Raw genomic sequence first — 15,440 nt, 5'->3', positions numbered from 1 at the left:
GAGCGCCATGACTGCGCTCCCCCTGGTCTTCGACGCCCCCCGCCGGGGCAAGCCGCCGCGCCACCTCGCCGACCTGACCCGCGAGGAGGCCCGTGCCGCGGTCGCGGAGCTGGGCCAGCCGGCGTTCCGGGCCGACCAGCTCGCCCGGCACTTCTACCGGGGCGTCACCGACCCGGCGCAGATGACCGACCTGCCGGCCGCCGTCCGCGAGTCGCTCACCGGCGCGCTACTGCCCGGCCTGCTCACGCCGGTGCGGCACCAGTCCGCCGACGGCGGGCGCACCCGCAAGACGCTGTGGCGACTGCACGACGGCGCGCTGGTCGAGAGCGTGCTGATGCGCTACCCGGACCGCGCCACCGTCTGCATCTCGAGCCAGGCCGGCTGCGGCATGGCCTGCCCCTTCTGCGCCACCGGCCAGAACGGCCTGACCCGCAACCTCTCCACCGCCGAGATCATCGGCCAGGCGGTCGCGGCCGCGGCGGCGATGGCGAGCGGCGAGATCCCCGGCGGCCCGGGCCGGTTGTCCAACGTCGTCTTCATGGGCATGGGCGAGCCGCTGGCCAACTACGCGCGGGTCCGCAAGACCCTCGACGGGCTGGTGACGCCGGCGCCGCACGGGCTGGGGCTGTCCCAGCGCTCGGTCACCGTCTCCACCGTCGGCGTCGTCCCGGCGATCCGGCGGCTCACCGAGGAGGGCCTGTCGGTCACCCTCGCGGTCAGCCTGCACGCCCCCGACGACGAGCTGCGCGACACCCTCGTGCCGATCAACACCCGGTGGAAGGTGGCCGAGGTCGTCGCTGCCGCCGACGCCTACGCCGAGCGCACCGGCCGCCGCTACTCGGTCGAGTACGCCCTGATCCGCGACGTGAACGACTCACCCGAGCGCGCCGACCTGCTCGGCCGACTGCTCGCCGGGCGGCGGGCGCACGTCAACCTCATCCCGCTCAACCCCACGCCGGGCAGCCCCTGGGACGCCAGCCCGCTGCCAGCGCAGCGGGAGTTCGTCACGCGGCTGCGCGCGCACGGCGTGCCGACGACGGTCCGCGACACCCGCGGCCAGGACATCGACGGCGCCTGCGGGCAGCTGGCCGCGGCCGACGGATGGCCCCGTCGCGAGGCTCGGCCCCGTCCGGGTACCGCCCCTCCGAGGGGTGAGGACGACGGGGTCCTTCCGGGCGTCCCCACCGTCGCGGTGCCGGCACCCTCGCTCGAGCCGCCGGCGGAGCTCGGGGCCGAGGCGGACGCATGACCACCCCGGCGTCGGCGGCCGAGGCGCACGAGCACACCCACGCCGACGTCTCCGGCGGCTGGTTGAGGGCCGCCGTCTTCGGCGCCATGGACGGCCTGGTGACCAACACCGCGCTGGTCGCCGGCGTCGGCGGCGGGGGTGCCCCGCCCCGCGCGATCGTGCTCTCCGGCGTGGCCAGCCTGGTCGCCGGCGCCATCTCCATGGCGCTGGGGGAGTACACCTCGGTGCGGACGCAGAACGAGCAGCTCGACCTCGAGGTCGAAAAGGAGCGCCGCGAGCTGGAGCGCAACCCGCGCGGCGAGCTCGCCGAGCTGGTGCAGATGCTGCGCGTTCGCGGCGTCGACGAGGAGCTGGCGCGGCAGGTCGCCGTCCAGCTGCACCGCGACCCCGACACCGCGCTGCGGCTGCACGTCGTCGCCGAGCTGGGGCTCAACCCGGCCGACAAGCCCTCGCCGTGGACGGCGGCGGTCTCGTCATTCCTCACCTTCGCGACCGGCGCGGTGATCCCCTTGCTGCCCTTCCTGCTCGGCTTCTCCGTGCTCGGGGCCGCGCTCCTCTGCGGTGCCGTGGGGCTGGCGGTGGCGGGCGCGCTGTCGTCGCGCTTCACACCGCGGCCGTGGTGGTACGCCGGGCTGCGCCAGCTGCTCTTCGGCGCCGTCGCGGCCGGGGTCACCTACGCGATCGGTTCGGCGATCGGCGTCGCGGTCACCTGAGCGGCCCCGTACCCGGCCCGGCCCCCTGCAGGGTCCCGCCGAGAGCCTGCGAGCGGCGGGGGGCAGGGGGTCCTTCTACGAAAGGGTGGGAGGGACGGGGTCCGTCACTTGCTGCGCCAGGCGTTCCTGCGGCGCCGCCAGTCGATCAGCATGATCAGGACCATCAGGCCGGCGATGCTGACGACCCAGATGTCCTCGACGCGGCCCTCGTGGTTGCCGAAGAGGTACGCGAGCGTGAAGAGGATGGCGATGACCGCGCCGACCCGGCCCCACTTCCCGGTCTCGCCGTGCCAGCCCCAGTCCTCGGGCCGCTCGTGCTCGATCGGGTGCGCGTCGGCCCGGACGACGGCCTCCTCGCGCCCGGGCTGGTTGACCCGCTCGGTCGCGGGGTGGTCCGTGGTGATCCGCTCGCGATGGGTCTGCTCACTCACGTTCTCTCCTCGTTGACGGCCGTCGATCGCGCTCGCGGCACCGCCGTGTCCATCGGCTCGCTCGCGAGCTCGCTCGCTCGTCATCCTGCCAGCCCCCGATCGGCGGCACCCGCCGAGGGAGGACGGCGCGCCGCCGTCGGAGAGGATGCCCCTGTGAGCGGACAGGTGCGTGCGCATCGCAGGGAGCGCCAGCGACCGGGGAGCGGAGCGCGCCGCGGGAGCGACCGGAGAGCATCGTGAGCGACCCGCGAGAGGTGACGGTGCTGGGCTCCACCGGCTCCATCGGCCGGCAGGCGATCGAGGTGGCGGGGCAGAACCCGGACCGGCTCCGCATCACCGGTCTGGCCGCCGGCGGCGGGGACGTCGGGCTGCTCGCCGAGCAGGCGCTGACCCTCGGGGTCCGCACCGTCGCAGTCGCCCGCGCCACCGCCGCCCAGGACCTGCAGCTGGCGTTCTACGCCGCGGCGTCCCAGCGCGGCTGGTCGAAGGGCGAGTACGCGCTGCCGGAGATCCTCGCCGGCCCGCGGGCGGCCGAGGAGCTGGCCGCCCGTCCGGCCGACGTCGTCCTCAACGGCGTCACCGGCTCGATCGGCCTGGGCCCCACCCTCTCCGCGCTGGCCGCCGGCCGCACCGTCGCGCTGGCCAACAAGGAGTCGCTGGTGGCCGGCGGGAACCTGGTCACCGCGGCGGCGGCGCCGGGGCAGCTCGTGCCCGTCGACTCCGAGCACTCGGCGCTGGCCCAGTGCCTGCGCGGCGGGCACCTGAGTGAGGTGGCCCGGCTGGTGCTCACCGCCAGCGGCGGGCCCTTCCGCGGCCGCAGCGCCGCCGAGCTGGCCGGCGTCACCGTCGAGCAGGCGCTGGCCCACCCGACCTGGGACATGGGCCCGGTCGTGACGATCAACTCCGCGACCCTGGTCAACAAGGGCCTGGAGCTCGTCGAGGCGCACCTGCTCTTCGGCGTCCCCTACGCCGACATCGACGTCGTGGTGCACCCGCAGTCGATCGTGCACTCGATGGTGACCTTCGCCGACGGCGCGACGATCGCCCAGGCCAGCCCGCCGGACATGCGGCTGCCGATCGCGCTGGCGCTGGCCTGGCCCGACCGGCTGCCGCACGTCCAGCCCGCCCTGGACTGGTCGGCCGCCAGCACCTGGGAGTTCCTGCCGCTCGACGAGGTCGCCTTCCCCGCCGTCCGGCTGGCCCGCTCGGCCGGCGAGGCCGGCGGCGTGGTCCCCGCTCTGTACAACGCGGCCAACGAGGAGGCGGTCGCGGCGTTCGTGGCGGGTCACCTGTCGTTCCGGGGCATCGTCGACACGGTCGCGCGTACCCTCGACGACGCGCCGGACCTCGGCGCCCCCACCTGCGTCGAGGACGTCCTGGCGGCGGAGGGGTGGGCCCGGGAGCACGCCCGGGGTGTCATCGCCGGAGGCTGAGCTGAGCGGGATCCTGCTGACCGTCCTGGGGATCGTCGCGTTCGCCGTCGGGCTGCTGTTCTCGATCGCCTTCCACGAGGCCGGCCACTTCTGGTGGGCCCGGAAATTCGGCATGCGCGTGCCGCAGTTCATGGTCGGCTTCGGTCCGACGATCTGGTCCCGGACGCGCGGCGAGACCGAGTACGGGATCAAGGCCGTCCCCCTCGGCGGCTACATCCGCATCATCGGGATGATCCCGCCGGCCGAGGAGAACGAGAGCAAGCGGGCCACCCGCATGCGCTCGTTTATCGCCGAGGTGCGCGGCGCGGCGCTCAACGACGTCCGCCCCGGCGACGAGGGCCGGGTGTTCTGGGCCAAGCCCTGGTGGCAGCGGGTCATCGTGATGTTCGCCGGCCCCTTCCACAACCTGGTGCTGGCGGTCCTGCTCTTCGCGGTCCTGCTGACCGTCGTCGGCACCAGCGTGCTGTCGACGACGGTGGACGAGGTCCCGGCGTGCGTGCTGCCGGCCGAGGCTGAGACGGCGACCGCGGAGAACGCCTGCTCGGTGCCGATCACGCCCGCCGGCCAGACCTGCGAGGCCGGGACGCCGGGCTGTGCGCTGCCGCAGCAGAGCCCCGCCGCGGCCGCCGGGCTGCGCCCCGGCGACACGATCGTCGCCATCGGCGGTCAGCCCCTCGAGCCCACCGGGTACGACAGCTGGACGGTCGTCCAGGAGGCGATCCGCACCAGCCCGGGCGAGCCGCTCGGGCTGACCATCGTGCGGGACGGCGAGCGGCGCGAGCTCACGGTGACGCCGATCGCCAACACCGTCTACGCCGACCCGACCGACCCCGCCGCGGGGACGACGACCGCCGGGTACCTCGGCGTCGCACCGACCGTCGAGCTGGCCCGGCAGGACCTCGCCGACCTGCCCGGCTACTTCGGCATGGTCGTCACGCGCGCCGTCGAGCGGCTGATCGAGATCCCCGAGCGCATCCCGCAGCTGTTCCGTGCGGCGTTCCTGGGGGAGGAGCGGGACCCGAACGGGCCGATCGGGGTCGTGGGCGTGGGCCGCATCTCCGGTGAGGTCTTCGCCATCCCCGAGCTGACCGGCATGGAGAAGGTCAGCACGTTCCTGCAGCTGCTGGCGAGCATCAACCTGGTGCTGTTCTTGTTCAACCTGTTGCCGATCTACCCGCTCGACGGCGGGCACGTCGCCGGCGCGCTGTACGAGAAGGCGCGGTCGGTCGTCGCCCGGCTGCGCGGCCGGCCCGACCCCGGGCCGTTCGACATCGCCCGGCTGATGCCGGTGGCCTACGTCGTCGCCGGGTTGTTCGTGCTCCTGTCGGGCCTGCTGCTGGTCGCCGACGTCGTCAACCCGATCACCCTGCAGCAGTAGAAGGACCACCCTGCCCCCCACGCCTCGGAGAAGGACCCCGTCCTTCCAATGCCGTCTACTTATGGCGTTTACCCAGGTGGGGGCGTCGCCGGTGATGGTGAGCGTGTAGCTGACCTTGCTCGGTGGTCGGGTCTGGTTGTGTCGTCTGGTCGGGTAGTGGCCCTTGGGGCGTCGCTTGGCCCGCTGGCAGGTTCGTGACCGTCGGGGCGGAAGCAGGTCGTCGAGCAGGTCGGTGATGGCCTGCTGGTGGGCCTGCTGCAGGGTGGCCGGGGTGGCGGCGGCTGTGGTGCCGGGCTGGTCGCGGGCCAGGCGGACGGTGATGGTGAAGGAGATCCGGTCGGGATCGATGCCGGTGGTCGCCGCGGCGGCCGTGTGCATCGCGCACAGGGCCTGGCTGACGACGAGGAAGGCGAACATTCCCTGGCGGACCAGCTCGGGTGTGCGGGAGCGCAGGATGAATCCTGCGCCGCGGAGCCGGGTCTTGATCTCGCCGTAGCCGACCTCGCTCTCCCAGCGCTCGTGATACAGCGCGGTCAGCTGCTCCGCCGGCGCCTCGAGAGGGTCGAGCAGGGTGGTGACCAGCCGGAACGACTCGACCCGGCGGCTGCCGTCGGCGGCGGTCACGGTGACGGTGTAGGCGATGATCCGCACCGGGTGGCCCTCGGGTGGGCCGGGCAGCGGCCGGCCGGCGGACCGGGCCCGGACGTGGCGCAGGCCGTCGGCGGGGGTGGGCATGACCGACAGGAACGATCTGCCCCAGCCGGCGCACCGGAATGAACACGGTGTTCTTCTTGACCCGCCAGACCAGGTCCGCCCCGGTGGCCGCCGCGGCGCCCCACAGCTGGTAGCCGGGAAAGTTCCGGTCGGCCAACAGCAGCATGCCCGGCCGCAGCCCGGCCAGCACCCGACGGGCCAGCACCTGCTCACTGGCGGCGTAGAAGCCGTCGAAGGCCGCGGCCAGCGCCGCGTGGGTGCCGCACTCGATCAACGCCAGCAGCCGCAGCTGCGGATGACCGGCGTCCCCGGCGCGGCCGGAGGCCTCGACGTTGGCCGGGGTGTCGGCGACATCGAGGCCGGTGCCGTCGAAGGCCACCACCCGGCGGCCGAAGGCGAACACCCCCAAGGTTGCGACCGCGGCCAGCGGCCCGCACAGGCGGGCGAACAACGCCTGCAGCGCCCCGGCGCCCAGCCGTCGGCGGGCCCGGGTCGGCGCCGCCCTGGTCGGCAGCCGCAGCCCACGCAGCTGGCGCAGCCCGGTGGTCTGCGACCGCAGCACGCTGCGGTAGCCCGGCGGGCCGGCGGCATCGGCGGCGCTGTACAGGCACAACGCGAGCACGAAGTACACCACCGCCCGCGCCGGCAACAGCCGGCACCGCCGCTGCACCCGCCCGGTCGCGGCCACCACCTCATCGACCAGCTCCGGCCGAACGTGCTCGGTCAGCACTCCCAGCCGCAGCGGCAGCCCCTTCTCCGCCGGCAGCGCCGCGGACAGGCTGCCACCGTCATCGCGGCCGGCGGCTGAGGATGCGACCGCGGGAACAGCAAGGGTGGCAGACTTCGGCATCGAAGCTCCCGGTACGGACGTTCTGATCTCGGCGATCGCCGTCCTGCCGGGAGCTTCTTCATCAACGGCGCTGCCACGCCGACCGCCACCGCACCCCGCGCTCGTCGCCTACAGCCTGACCTGCACGAACGCGCCAAGTAAACGGCATTGCCCCGTCCTACCCACCCCTCGCAAGCTCGGGGCGGGGCCCGGGACGGGGCCGGCGGGACCCTGAAGGGTGGCCGTTCCAGTACGTCACCTGGCGCGACCACGGGTCAGAGGGCGGCTTCGCCGCCGACCCAGGTCAGCCGGAGTGCGTCGCCGGAGGTGTGGAAGCGGACGGCGAGGACGTCGCTGCGAACCCCGCCCTCCGTGTCCGCCGACACCGGGAGCAACCGCTCGCCGACGAGGCGGAACAGTTCGACGGCCGGGCCGGCGGGGTCGACGACCAGCACCTCACGGACGCCGAGCGCCGCGTAGAAGTCAAGCTTGGCGTAGCTCTCGTCGCCGGGTGAGCGCAGCTCGACCACCAGGTCCGCCCCCTCGGCGCCGCGGTCCGAGGCGTGCTCCGGCCGGTAGAACAGCAGGTCGGGCACCCGGTAGTCGTCGCCGTTGCGGAAGAGTCCGGTCTCGTACGAAACGACCAGTCCCCACCGCTCTGCGACGGGACCCAGGGTCATGAGCAGACTGCTGCCCAGCCGCTGGTGCCGTCCGCCGGCCGGAGGCACCATGTGCAGGACTCCCTCCCACATCTCGTCGCGCCCGTCGAGCCCCAGGCGCCGACGCTCGGCGAGCATCTGCTCGGGCACCTCCACCAGCACGCCTCTCATGCGGCGAGCGTAGTGGCGCAACGGGGCGTCGCCGGCATCTGCGCGGTCATCCCCGGGAGATCCGGTCGCTGGCCGCTGCGCCGACGGCGGCATCGGGAGGCGGGGGATACTCGGTGCCATGGCGATCCCTGTCAGTCTCGGCATGCCCGCTGCGCCTCCACCCGTCCTGGCACCCCGGCGGAAGACCCGGCAGCTCGACGTCGGCGGCGTCGGGGTCGGCAGCGACCACCCGGTCAGCGTGCAGTCGATGACGACGACCAAGACCGCCGACGTCAACGCGACGCTGCAGCAGATCGCCGAGCTCACCGCGTCCGGCTGCCAGATCGTGCGGGTCGCCGTCCCCGACACCGACGACGCCGAGGCGCTGCCGATCATCGCGAAGAAGTCGCAGATCCCGGTGATCGCCGACATCCATTTCCAGCCGCGCTACGTCTTCGCCGCGATCGACGCCGGCTGCGCCGCCGTCCGGGTCAACCCCGGCAACATCAAGAAGTTCGACGACAAGGTCTGCGAGATCGCCCGGGCGGCCAAGGGTGCCGGCATCCCGATCCGCATCGGCGTCAACGCCGGCTCGCTCGACAAGCGGCTGCTGGCCAGGTACGGCAAGGCCACCCCGGAGGCGCTGGTGGAGTCGGCGCTGTGGGAGTGCTCGCTGTTCGAGGAGCACGACTTCCGCGACCTCAAGATCTCGGTCAAGCACAACGACCCGGTGGTCATGGTGCGCGCCTACGAGCTGCTGGCCGCGCGGTGCGACTACCCGCTGCACCTCGGCGTCACCGAGGCCGGCCCGGCGTTCCAGGGCACCATCAAGTCCGCGGTGGCCTTCGGCGCGCTGCTCTCCCAGGGCATCGGCGACACCATCCGCGTCTCGCTGTCCGCCCCGCCGGCCGAGGAGGTCAAGGTCGGCACCCAGATCCTCGAGTCGCTGAACCTGCGCCGACGCGGCCTGGAGATCGTCAGCTGCCCCTCGTGCGGCCGCGCCCAGGTCGACGTCTACAGGCTGGCCGACGAGGTCACCGCCGGGCTCGAGGGCATGGAGGTCCCGCTGCGGGTGGCCGTCATGGGCTGCGTCGTCAACGGCCCGGGCGAGGCCCGCGAGGCCGACCTCGGCGTCGCCTCCGGCAACGGCAAGGGCCAGATCTTCGTCAAGGGCGAGGTCATCAAGACCGTGCCCGAGTCGCAGATCGTCGAGACCCTCATCGAGGAGGCCATGCGTCTGGCCGGCGAGCAGGTCGACGTCGGCACGCCCTCCGGTCCACCCGTCGTCACCGTCAGCTGACCGGTTCCGTGCTGCGCACGCCGGCCGCGCGGGTCCTCGACGAGACCGACGAGCCCGCCGTGCGCCGTCTGCTGGCCACCGACCCGGTGGCCGCCTGCGTGATCGCGGGCCGGGTGGAGGCCGCCGGCACCGGTGCGGCGTCCCTCGGCGCCCCGCTGTGGGGGCTGGGCAGCGGCCGTTCCCTGGAGGCGGTCTGCCTGGCCGGGGCCAACCTCATCCCGTTCGCCCTGCCGGGGTCCGAGGGCGCTGCGGCCGCCGCCTTCGCCCACCGCGCCCGCCGCGCGGGCCGCCGGTGCTCGACCATCGTCGGCCCGGCCGCGTCGGTGGACCCGCTGTGGGAGCTCCTGGCGCCATCGTGGGGCCCGGCCCGCGACCACCGCCCCCACCAGCCCCTGCTGGCCATCGAGGGGCCGCCGGCGATCGCCCCGGAGCCGCGGGTCCGCCCGGTGGGCCTCGCCGAGCTCGACGTCCTGCTCCCGGCCGCGGTGGCGATGTTCACCGAGGAGGTCGGCGTCAGCCCGCTGCGGGTGGACGACGGCGCGGGCTACCGCGCCCGGGTGGCCGACCTCGTCCGCGCCGGGCAGTCGCTGGCCTGGATCGAGGGCGACGAGGTGGTGTTCAAGGCCGACATCGGGGCGGTGTCCCGCAGCGTCTGCCAGGTGCAGGGCGTGTGGGTCGCCCCCGCCCACCGCGGCCGCGGCATCGGCGCGGCCGGCACCGCGGCCGTCGTCGAGTACGCCCGCACCGCGATCGCGCCGCTGGTCAGCCTCTACGTCAACGACTTCAACGGCCCGGCCCGCGCCGCCTACGCACGGGTCGGCTTCCGCGAGGTCGGACGGTTCGCCAGTGTCCTGTTCTGAAGTAGGGACCCCCTCCTCCCCACACCTCGCCCGCTCGGGGCGGTGCCCGGGAGGGGGCCAGCCTCACAGGAATCGACGTCCTCGTCTGGAACGCTGTCTCCCCGTGCGTACACGTCGGACGACGGTCCTGGGATCCGCGCTCGCGCTGCTCGCCGTGCCGGTGCTCGCCGCCTGCTCGGGCGACGCCGAGGACGACGTCCGGGCCGCGGCCGAGGCCTTCCTGACCGACTGGGCGGCCGGCGACACCGCGGCCGCCGCCGGTGCGACCACCGATCCGGAAATGGCGACCGCGCTGCTCGAGCAGACGGCGACCGACCTGCCCGAGGCGACGCTGACCCCCGAGCTGGGCCGGGTCGCCGTCGAGGACGGCACCGCCACCGTCGACTGGACCGCCTCCTGGGACCTCGCGGCCGCGCCCGACTGGAGCTACCCCGCCACGCTGCGCCTGCAGGAGGCCGAGGAGGGGTGGGACGTCGTCGCCGAGCCCACGCTGGTGCACCCGGAGCTGGGGGAGGGCCAACGGCTGCTGCTCGAGCGGGTGCTGCCCGAGCGCGCCCCGATCACCGACGCGGCCGGCCAACCGCTGTTCACCCCCACCGAGGTGGTCGACATCGGGGTCGATCCGGCCCAGGTCACCGATCTCCCGGCGCTGGCCGAGGCGCTGTCGGCGGCCACCGGGATCGCCGCCGAGGAGATCGTCGCCGACGTCCAGGCCGCGCCGGAGGGCCAGTTCGTCCCGGTCATCACGCTGCGCCGTCCGGACTTCGAGGCCATCCGTGCGCAGGTCTTCGACCTGCCGGGCGCGGTGTTCCCCACCGACACCCGGCTGCTGGCGCCCAGCGCCCGCTTCGCCTCCGCGCTGCTGGGCCGGGTCGGCCCGGCGACCGCCGAGGTGCTGGAGGAGACCGCCGAGGACGGCACCCCGGGGTACGCCGCCGGGGACCAGCTGGGCCTCTCCGGCCTTCAGCGGGCCTTCCAGGAACAGCTCACCGGCACCCCCGGCTTCACCGTGACCGTCGTCAGCACCGACGAGGCCACGGGGGACGCCGGACGGGAGGTCGACGCGGTGGAGCCGGTGCCCGGCGAGCCGCTGCAGACGCCGCTGGTGCGCGCGGTGCAGACCGCCGCCGACGCCGCCGTCGCGACCCAGCAGCTGCCGACCCACCTGGTCGTCGTCCGGCCCGGCACCGGGGAGATCCTCGCCGTCTCCTCCAACGAGACCGCCGCGGCGGGGAACGCGCTGACCGGCCGGTACCCGCCGGGCTCCAGCATGAAGGCGATCACCGCGACGGCACTGCTGGCCACGGGCACGGTCGCCCCGCAGACGCCGGTGGCCTGCCCCGGCACCTTCGTCGTCGACGGCCGCGAGTTCGAGAACGCCGACCGGTTCGACCTGGGCACCGTGCCGTTCACCGAGGCCTTCGCGCAGTCGTGCAACACGACCTTGATGCAGCTGGCGCTGCAGCTGCCCGACGACGCGCTCGCCACCGCGGCCGCCGCCTACGGCGTCGGCACCGACTGGCAGCTGCCGGTCGACGTGTTCAGCGGCAGCGTGCCGGCCGACAGCACCGGGACGGCGAAGGCGGCCGACGCGATCGGCCAGGGCCGGGTGCTCATGAGCCCGGCACAGCTGGCGCTGGTGGCGGCCGGCGTCGCGGGCGGCACCCCGGTCGCGCCGGTCGAGGTCGTCGGCGCCGAGCCGGCCGGCCCGCTGCCGGCCGGGCCCGACGCGGCGGTCCTCGAGTCGCTGCGGCCGATGATGCGCGAGGTGGTCCTCTCCGGCACCGCGTCCGCGCTCGCCGACCGCGGCGAGGTGTTCGGCAAGACCGGCACGGCCGAGTACGGCAGCAACACCCCGCCGGACGCGCACGGCTGGTTCATGGGCTACCAGCTCGGCGGCCCGCAGGGCGACCTCGCCTTCGCCGTCCTCGTCGAGGGCGGGCAGTCCAGCAGCGTGGCCGTCGACGTCACCGACGCCTTCCTCGGCAACCTCGGTTGACGGCCTTCCTGCAGGGTCCCGTCCCGAGCTTGCGAGGGGTGGGGAGGACGGGGTCCTTCTACGAGGGGCGGGGGGCAGGGAGGTCCTTGCTGTAGCCGAACGCGATCCGCTCGACGCGCGAAGCGGCCCCGGGTGAGCCGGTACAGGATGCGGAAGACCGGTCCCGCCCCCGCGAACGCACGGTCCAGCGACGCGCGGTCCAGGCCGTCGGCGGCCCAGGGGACGAGGACGCCCGGTTCACGCGGCGCGCAGGCCTTCTTCGCGGCGTCCTCGGCGGTGGCCCACTCGGCCCGGGACAGGTGCTGCTGCGCCAGCGGCAGGACGGCCGACTCCTCGTGCGCGAGGTGGTGGTGCAGCCCGTCGCGCAGCGTCGCGACGTCCTCGGCGAGCCTGTCACGGACGCGGGCGTCCGGTGACCGTGCCATCGTGGCGAAGCCCTCGCCGCAGGCGGCCAGTTGCGGGTCGAGGGTCCCGTGCTCGGCGGCCATCGCGCCGAGGGTCTCGCACGCCCGGGCGTCCCCGGACACGTCCGCGTGGGCCAGCAGCAGCGGCCAGATGTCGGCGTCCTCGGTGGTGTGGTGGTGGTGCGGCACCATGGCGAAGCGCTGCCACCGGCCGGCGAGCGCCCGCCAGACGGCGGCGTCCTGCGGCGGCGTGGCCCGCACGGCCGCGGCGAAGCGGTCGAGGTCGCGCCGGAAGGCGTGGTGCATGACGTACGTGCCGCTCATGTCGAGCGGCCCCTCCGCGGCGTGCACCTGACCGGGCAGGGACAGCTGCGGTGGGTGGGGCGTGGAGGTCGCGCTCATCGGGGGTCCCTCCCGGGCAGTGGCGGCGCACCGGCGGCGCGGAGTCTGCTCCGGCGCGGTCGTCCCCACCAGGGACCGACGTCCTTCCGGTCAGCCCTCCGGCAGGCCGGGGAACGCGTCGGTGACCGGGATTCGGCCGGCGGCCCTGCGCCAGCCCACGGCGCGGACCTCGGCAGCGCCCAGCTCGCCGACCGCGAGCTCGCGCACGGCGGGCTCCACGGCCCGGTCGAGCAGCCCGGCCCAGGCCGCGGACACGCCCTCCTCGAGGACGACGGCCAGGGTCGCGGCGTCCACCGGCGACAGCACCGGGAACGGGAGGGTGTAGCCCGCCTCCCGGGGCACCGGCTCGGCGCCGCGTGCGTCGAGCAGCGCGACGAGCCGGTCGCGGACGTCACGGTGGGCGATCTCCGCCGCCACCGCCGACGCCCGGGACTCCGGCGGCAGGGCCGCGCCCACCGTGCCGTACCCCCAGACGGCGGCGTGCTCGGCGGCCAGGACGTCGCGCAGCGCCGCGGTCTCCGTGCCCTCGTCGAGGACGCCGTCGTCAGCCACCTCCGACCCCCTCCCGGTGCGGCTGCCTCACGCCAGTGCCGCCTCGTGCCCGCGCAACCCCGCGGCGATCGAGCCGAGCAGCGCCGCCCGTGCCCCGGTCTGGGCGACGGCGGCCCGGGCGTGTGCCTCCGCCGCGACGGCCACCTGCTCGCGCAGCCAGGTGCGCACGTCCGCGCCCGGCGGGGGCGACGGCGGTGCAGCCCCGGCCGTCGAGGCCGCGGCCGACGGGGTGCCGGGGGACGGCGCCGCGGCACGCAGCCGCTCGAGCTGCTCGGTGGCCTGTGCGGCGAGGTCGCTCAGCGCGAGGGCCGGGTCCGCCGTCGTCGCCAGCGCGTACGCAGCGACCACCGCCTCCTGGACGGCGACCTGCTCGGCCAGCCGGTCGGCCTCCTCGGTGCCGACCCCGGCGCCGGACGAGCCGGCCGTGCAGCCGGCGGCGAGCAGCGCGAGCCCGACCGAGCTCGCCAGCAGGGCACGTCGGGAGAAGCCCGCGGGGGCGGGGGTGGGGGAGGGGGCCATCGCCCCCATCCTCTCAGCCGCGCGCGCGGCCGGCCGGGAGCACACCCGGCGGGCGGGTCCCTCCTCGGCGCCCGGTCTCGGGTTGGACGGGAGAGCGGTAGCCTGACCCTTCGCCCGCTACCGGGCCGACGGCGCGTCCGCCGCGACCGCGACGGGCCGCGACATGCGGCGCCGGACCGCCGCGCGCGTGCTGCCGATCGAGGCACGAGAGGGAGGGAGCCGTGTCCGCCGCTTCCCGCACCGACCCCGTCGCGACCCGGCTGGCCGGCCTGGTCGCACCCGTCGTCGAGGCCGCCGGCTACGACCTGGAGGAGCTGGTCGTCACCCCGGCCGGCCGGCGCAGCGTCGTTCGTGTGGTCGTCGACCGGGACGCCGGCGTGACCCTGGACGAGGTCGCGGAGGTCAGCCGCGCGGTGTCCACGGCCCTCGACGAGCACGACGGCGAGTTCGGCAGCGTCCCCTACGTGCTGGAGGTCACCAGCCCCGGCGTCGACCGGCCGCTCACCGAGCCGCGGCACTGGCGGCGCAACGCCGGGCGGCTGGTCACCGTCGGCGTCGGCCCTGCGGGGGCGGCCGAGCAGGTGACCGCGCGGGTGCTCGAGGTCGACGACACCGGGGTCGCCCTCGCGGTGGAGGCGAAGGGCAGGCCCGGGGCGAAGAAGCGACCGCCCACCCGGCGGCAGGTGCCGTGGCAGGAGCTGGGCGCCGGGCGGGTGCAGGTGGAGTTCGGCCGGCACGAGGCGCCGGCGGACGGTCAGCCGGATCCCGCGGACGACGACGGAGGAGGACAGTGAACATCGACGTGACCGCCCTCAAGGCGGTCGAGCGGGAGAAGGGCATCCCGGCCGACACCGTCATCGAGGCCATCGAGACGGCGCTGGTGACCGCCTACCGGCACGCCGACGGTGCCAGCAAGCACGTGCGCGTGCACGTCGACCGCAAGAGCGGCGAGGTCGCCGTGCTGGCCCAGGAGCTCGGGCCGGACGGCGAGGTCGTGCGCGAGTGGGACGACACGCCCGCGGGCTTCGGCCGGATCGCGGCCAGCACCGCCAAGCAGGTCATCGTCCAGCGGCTGCGCGACGCCGAGCACGAGCAGACCTTCGGCGAGTACGCCGGCAAGGAGGGCGACATCGTCAGCGGCATCGTGCAGGCCGACCAGCGGCGCAACGCCAGCGGCACGGTGCTCGTCGACATCGGCAAGGTCGAGGCCGTGCTCCCCGCCGTGGAGCAGGTGCCCGGCGAGAGCTACCCGCACGGCAGCCGGCTCAAGGCCTACGTGGTGTCGGTCTCGCGCACTTTCCGCGGCCCACAGGTCACCGTCTCCCGGACCCACCCGAACCTGGTCCGCAAGCTGTTCGCCCTGGAGGTCCCCGAGATCGCCGACGGCAGCGTCGAGATCGTCGCGGTGGCGCGCGAGGCCGGGCACCGCTCGAAGATCGCCGTCCGCACCAGGGTGCCGGGGCTCAACGCCAAGGGCGCCTGCATCGGCCCCATGGGCCAGCGGGTGCGCAACGTCATGAGCGAGCTGCACGGCGAGAAGATCGACATCGTCGACTGGTCCGACGACCCGGCGACGTTCGTGGCTTCGGCGCTGAGCCCCGCGCGGGTCGGCAGCGCCCAGCTCGTCGACCGCCAGGCGAAGGCGGTCCGCGTGGTCGTCCCCGACTTCCAGCTGTCCCTGGCGATCGGCAAGGAGGGGCAGAACGCACGGCTGGCCGCCCGGCTGACCGGCTGCCGGATCGACATCCGCAGCGACGCCCAGCCCGACGACGCCACCCCCTCGCCGGGGGTCGGGCGCGCCCCGCTGCGCTCCGGCTCACCGGCGGCCCGCGCCGGCGGCCCCGGCGG

General features: G+C 74.9%; 15 protein-coding genes. 10 read left to right on the top strand and 5 right to left on the bottom strand.

What is annotated here, in order from left to right; all coding sequences use genetic code 11:
• The first annotated feature begins 7 nt into the window (after positions 1–7).
• Together rlmN and E4P41_RS12550 are read left to right on the top strand one after the other, a co-directional pair.
• Positions 8–1,249 (top strand): 23S rRNA (adenine(2503)-C(2))-methyltransferase RlmN, encoded by a 1,242-nt coding sequence (gene rlmN, locus E4P41_RS12555; RefSeq protein WP_135141589.1) that lies wholly within the window; start codon positions 8–10, stop codon positions 1,247–1,249.
• Positions 1,246–1,962: a VIT1/CCC1 transporter family protein gene (locus tag E4P41_RS12550; protein ID WP_135141588.1), complete on the top strand. Its 717-nt coding sequence runs from the start codon at positions 1,246–1,248 to the stop codon at positions 1,960–1,962. Before rlmN ends, E4P41_RS12550 begins: the two co-directional genes overlap by 4 nt.
• Positions 1,963–2,066: 104 nt before the next feature.
• Here E4P41_RS12550 and E4P41_RS12545 read toward each other — a convergent pair whose 3' ends face one another.
• A complete protein-coding gene (locus tag E4P41_RS12545; RefSeq protein ID WP_135141587.1) occupies positions 2,067–2,393 on the bottom strand; it encodes a DUF2631 domain-containing protein in 327 nt (108 codons plus the stop codon).
• Positions 2,394–2,629: 236 nt separating this feature from the next.
• Here E4P41_RS12545 and dxr point away from each other — a divergent pair, with 236 nt between their 5' ends.
• The 3 genes from dxr (at position 2,630) to E4P41_RS23230 (ending at position 6,726) form a co-directional block, all read left to right on the top strand.
• Complete coding sequence (gene dxr / locus E4P41_RS12540; RefSeq protein ID WP_135141586.1) at positions 2,630–3,826, top strand: 1-deoxy-D-xylulose-5-phosphate reductoisomerase; 1,197 nt, start codon at positions 2,630–2,632, stop codon at positions 3,824–3,826.
• Positions 3,807–5,204: a site-2 protease family protein gene (locus E4P41_RS12535; protein WP_245177302.1), complete on the top strand. Its 1,398-nt coding sequence runs from the start codon at positions 3,807–3,809 to the stop codon at positions 5,202–5,204. The genes dxr and E4P41_RS12535 overlap by 20 nt, the downstream gene beginning before the upstream one ends.
• A gap of 733 nt (positions 5,205–5,937) precedes the next feature.
• Positions 5,938–6,726 (top strand): hypothetical protein, encoded by a 789-nt coding sequence (locus E4P41_RS23230; RefSeq protein ID WP_245177301.1) that lies wholly within the window; start codon positions 5,938–5,940, stop codon positions 6,724–6,726.
• Positions 6,727–7,022: 296 nt separating this feature from the next.
• Here E4P41_RS23230 and E4P41_RS12525 read toward each other — a convergent pair whose 3' ends face one another.
• A complete protein-coding gene (locus E4P41_RS12525) occupies positions 7,023–7,577 on the bottom strand; it encodes a Uma2 family endonuclease (protein WP_167761061.1) in 555 nt (184 codons plus the stop codon).
• Between the two features lie 118 nt (positions 7,578–7,695).
• Here E4P41_RS12525 and ispG point away from each other — a divergent pair, with 118 nt between their 5' ends.
• The 3 genes from ispG (at position 7,696) to E4P41_RS12510 (ending at position 11,715) form a co-directional block, all read left to right on the top strand.
• Entirely contained in the window at positions 7,696–8,856 is a 1,161-nt protein-coding gene (gene ispG, locus E4P41_RS12520; protein ID WP_135141583.1) for a flavodoxin-dependent (E)-4-hydroxy-3-methylbut-2-enyl-diphosphate synthase, read from the top strand.
• An 8-nt stretch (positions 8,857–8,864) separates the two neighbouring features.
• On the top strand, positions 8,865–9,716 hold the full coding sequence (locus E4P41_RS12515; RefSeq protein ID WP_135141582.1) for a DUF4081 domain-containing GNAT family N-acetyltransferase: 852 nt from the start codon (positions 8,865–8,867) through the stop codon (positions 9,714–9,716).
• Positions 9,717–9,819: 103 nt separating this feature from the next.
• Positions 9,820–11,715, top strand: a complete 1,896-nt coding sequence (locus E4P41_RS12510) for a penicillin-binding transpeptidase domain-containing protein (RefSeq protein WP_135141581.1) — start codon at positions 9,820–9,822, stop codon at positions 11,713–11,715.
• Here E4P41_RS12510 and E4P41_RS12505 read toward each other — a convergent pair.
• The 3 genes from E4P41_RS12505 to E4P41_RS12495 form a co-directional block, all read right to left on the bottom strand.
• Positions 11,601–12,521: a hemerythrin domain-containing protein gene (locus E4P41_RS12505; protein ID WP_135141580.1), complete on the bottom strand. Its 921-nt coding sequence runs from the start codon at positions 12,519–12,521 to the stop codon at positions 11,601–11,603. The genes E4P41_RS12510 and E4P41_RS12505 overlap by 115 nt on opposite strands.
• A gap of 90 nt (positions 12,522–12,611) precedes the next feature.
• Positions 12,612–13,073 (bottom strand): ferritin-like domain-containing protein, encoded by a 462-nt coding sequence (locus tag E4P41_RS12500; RefSeq protein ID WP_135141579.1) that lies wholly within the window; start codon positions 13,071–13,073, stop codon positions 12,612–12,614.
• A gap of 27 nt (positions 13,074–13,100) precedes the next feature.
• Positions 13,101–13,592 (bottom strand): hypothetical protein, encoded by a 492-nt coding sequence (locus E4P41_RS12495; protein WP_135141578.1) that lies wholly within the window; start codon positions 13,590–13,592, stop codon positions 13,101–13,103.
• Positions 13,593–13,813: 221 nt separating this feature from the next.
• Between E4P41_RS12495 and rimP the strand changes: the two genes are divergently transcribed.
• On the top strand, positions 13,814–14,386 hold the full coding sequence (gene rimP, locus E4P41_RS12490; RefSeq protein WP_135141577.1) for a ribosome maturation factor RimP: 573 nt from the start codon (positions 13,814–13,816) through the stop codon (positions 14,384–14,386).
• The coding region (gene nusA, locus E4P41_RS12485) for a transcription termination factor NusA (RefSeq protein WP_209307687.1) at positions 14,383–15,440 on the top strand (1,058 nt) is incomplete at its 3' end. The genes rimP and nusA, both read left to right, overlap by 4 nt.

Origin of the sequence: Geodermatophilus sp. DF01-2 (assembly GCF_004571065.1) — a bacterium.
Classification (GTDB): domain Bacteria; phylum Actinomycetota; class Actinomycetes; order Mycobacteriales; family Geodermatophilaceae; genus Geodermatophilus.
The sequence above is the reverse complement of the archived record's forward strand: the minus strand, read 5'-3'. Positions and strand labels throughout refer to the sequence as shown.

Coding starts and splice junctions, on each gene's coding strand:
- ispG (WP_135141583.1), top strand. CDS start 7,696: ATGGCGATCCCTGTCAGTCTCGGCATGCCCGCTGCGCCTCCACCCGTC.
- rlmN (WP_135141589.1), top strand. CDS start 8: ATGACTGCGCTCCCCCTGGTCTTCGACGCCCCCCGCCGGGGCAAGCCG.
- E4P41_RS12495 (WP_135141578.1), bottom strand. CDS start 13,592: ATGGCCCCCTCCCCCACCCCCGCCCCCGCGGGCTTCTCCCGACGTGCC.
- E4P41_RS12505 (WP_135141580.1), bottom strand. CDS start 12,521: ATGAGCGCGACCTCCACGCCCCACCCACCGCAGCTGTCCCTGCCCGGT.
- E4P41_RS12525 (WP_167761061.1), bottom strand. CDS start 7,577: ATGAGAGGCGTGCTGGTGGAGGTGCCCGAGCAGATGCTCGCCGAGCGT.
- E4P41_RS23230 (WP_245177301.1), top strand. CDS start 5,938: ATGACCGACAGGAACGATCTGCCCCAGCCGGCGCACCGGAATGAACAC.
- E4P41_RS12550 (WP_135141588.1), top strand. CDS start 1,246: ATGACCACCCCGGCGTCGGCGGCCGAGGCGCACGAGCACACCCACGCC.